2 protein-coding genes are annotated in these 2,765 nt (G+C 75.4%); both read left to right on the forward strand.

The features are described from left to right. Positions 1 to 51 precede the first annotated feature (51 nt). Positions 52 to 759, forward strand: coding sequence for a uroporphyrinogen-III synthase (locus tag I53_RS16925; protein ID WP_043352694.1), 708 nt, complete (start codon positions 52 to 54; stop codon positions 757 to 759). Between the two features lie 375 nt (positions 760 to 1,134). Next, positions 1,135 to 2,765: translation initiation factor 2 (locus I53_RS16930; RefSeq protein WP_251982343.1), on the forward strand; the 1,631-nt coding region annotated here is incomplete at its 3' end.

Raw genomic sequence — 2,765 nt, forward strand, 5'->3', positions numbered from 1 at the left:
CCCGGCGGCACCGCGCACCTTTGCGTCCGCCTCTCGCTGGACACCTAGCCCGTGCGCATCTGGGTGGCACGGCCCGAGCCGGGGGCGACACGGACCGGAGCGGCCCTGGCGGCGCAGGGCCACGCGCCGCTCGTCGCGCCCGTTCTGGCGGTGCGGCCGACCGCGGCGGCACCGCCCGCGGGACCCTTCGCCGCCCTGCTCCTGACCAGCGCCAACGCGGTGCCGGCGATCCGGGACGCGCCGCCCCTGCGCGGTCTCCCGGTCTTCGCCGTCGGTGCGCGGACGGCTGCGCTGGCACGCGCGGCCGGCCTCGGTCCCGTGCGCGAGGGGCCGGGCGATGCCGCCGGCCTCGCCGCGCTGGTGGCGGATGCCCTGGCGCCCGGCGAATCCCTTCTCCACGCGACCGGGGCCGAGCGAAAGCCGGAGCCGGCGGCAACGCTGATGGCCGCGGGGTTCCGGATCACCACCTTCGTCGCCTACCGGGCCGAGGCGCTGCGGACGCTCCCGCAGGCGGTGGCCCTCGAGCTCGCCGCGGGACGCCTCGAAGCCGCCCTTCACTATTCCCGGCGCAGCGCCGCCGTCGCCCTCGCCCTCGCGGATGGATCGGGTCATGGCGGAGCTTTCCGCCGCCTGGGGCATTACTGCCTATCGTCGGATGTCGCGGCCCCCCTGGAAGCCGCCGGTGTTCCGGTCCATTTCGTCGCGACACGCCCGCGCGAAGCGGATCTGCTCGACGCCCTGGCGCCGCCACCGGGTTAGCCGTGCGGTGACAGGGAGGCCGGGCCGCCATATCTCGCCCTCGCGCCCGGCGCCGCCGCGGTGCTAGGGGGGCGCGGCGACGCCGAAGAGTTGGAGGACTTGCCCGTGACGCCACCACCCAGCGACGCCGACAAGCCCGGTCCCGGCGGTCGGAAGCCGGACGCCGCGCCCGGCAAGCCCGGATCGTCCCTGCCGCCCGGGGGCGCGTCCCGGTCGCCCGCGACATCGGCGTCCACCGCCTCGGTGTCGGCCTCGACATCCTCGGCGTCCACCGCCGCCGGTGCGAAGCCGAGTGTTTCGGGTCCGGCCGAGACCGTAAAGGGACCGCAGGGATCCCCGCTCGGAACACCGCCCAAGCCGGCGACCGAGCCCGTCGTGTCCGCCAAGCCCGGCACGAGCGACGCCCGCCCCGACGGCGTCAAGCCGGGGCCCGGTACCGACGGCCTGAAGCCGACGTCCGGCCCGGCCGCCCAGCCGCCCGGCGCTAAGCCCGATGCGCTCAAGGCTGGGTCCGACAGGTTCGAGACGAAGCCGGGCACGACCACCTCGTCGTCGGCAACGGCATCGTCGTCGACGGCCTCCGCCACCGCGTCGGCGGCCACCGGGGCGACGGCCGATCCGAAGGCCGCCCAGCCCGGCACCGGCCCCCAGGGCGGTCCCCGTCCGAGCGGTCCCGCTTCGGGTGCCGCGGGTCCGGCGGCCGCCAGTGCGGTGACGGCCGGTCCGATCATCGACCTCAAGGCCAAGCGCATCTCCGATCCGCCGTCGGCCGGCAAGGATGCGGCCAAGGACACCTTCAAGGATGCCTCCAAGGATGCCCCGAGGGATGGCAAGGAGTCGCCGAAGGGGCCGATCCCCGCGGCGGCCTCCGTCGATCCGGCCAGACCTGCGGCTGGATCGTCTGCCCGGGCGCGGGCCGGGTTCGGATCGATCGCCGCTGCCGGGCTGCTTGGCGGCGTGATCGGCGCCGGCCTGCTGTTCGGTGCCGAGAAGGCCGGGATCGGTCCCGATCCGCGCCTGAACGCCCTGGACCAACGGCTTTCCAGCCAGATCGCGTCCCTTGACAAGCGCCTTGACGGGCTGGCCCCGCGCGATGCGCTGGCGGCCCTCGACAAGCGCGTCGCCACCGCGGAATCGAGCGCCAAGCAGGCCCTAGACAAGGCCGGCGCGGCGCCGGCGGCCGCGACGGACGGCCAGGCCTCCGGTGCGGCGCCGGCCGTGCCGCCGGATCTCGTCGCCCGCCTCGACAACCTCGACCAGCGCGTCGCCGCGCTCCAGGAGGAGCCCGGCCAGGAGCCGGGCCGGGACCAGTCGGCGGGCGCGAAGCTCGGCGTGGTCCAGGACAACGCGAAGCAGATCGCCGATCTCGAGACTCGCCTGAAGGCGGTGGAGGACGCTGGCGGCGACAAGGGGGCGGCCGAGGACGCGTCCCGGAAGATCGCGGCGCTGCAGGGCGAGGTGGAGCAGAAGACCAAGGCGAATGCCGAGGCCGACGCGGCGCTCGGTCAACGCCTCGACGCGCTGCAACAGGCCCTCGACGCGCGGGTGAAGGCGGCCACGGAGGCGGTCCAGGCCGCCGCTCAGGCGAGCCGCACCGCCGCTGAGGCGGGACAGACCCAGGCCGCCGAGTCCGCAAAGGCGGTGGATCGGCGTCTGCAGGAGCAGGCCGATCAGATCGCAGCGCTGGACAAGAGCGTGGCGCAGCGCGCCGAGGCCAGCACCGTCCAGGCGGCACTCCGGGTCGTGGTCGCCGATCGCGTGGCGGCCGCCCTGGAATCCGGCACGGCCTATGCGGAGCCGCTGGCGACCCTGCGCAAGCTCGATCCGGGCACCGAAGCGCAGGCCAAGGCCCTCGCCCCCTTCGCCGAGGGCGGCGCACCCTCGGCGGCGGATCTCGCCGACACGTTCCGGCCGATCGCCGAGCGGATCGCGGCCAAGCGGCAGGCGCAGCGGGCCAAGAGCGCCGCCGAGACCGGGGATTTCCGCTCCAACTCCTCAGCATGGCC

It is taken from the genome of Methylobacterium sp. B1 (genome assembly GCF_000333255.1).
GTDB classification, from domain to species: domain Bacteria; phylum Pseudomonadota; class Alphaproteobacteria; order Rhizobiales; family Beijerinckiaceae; genus Methylobacterium; species Methylobacterium fujisawaense.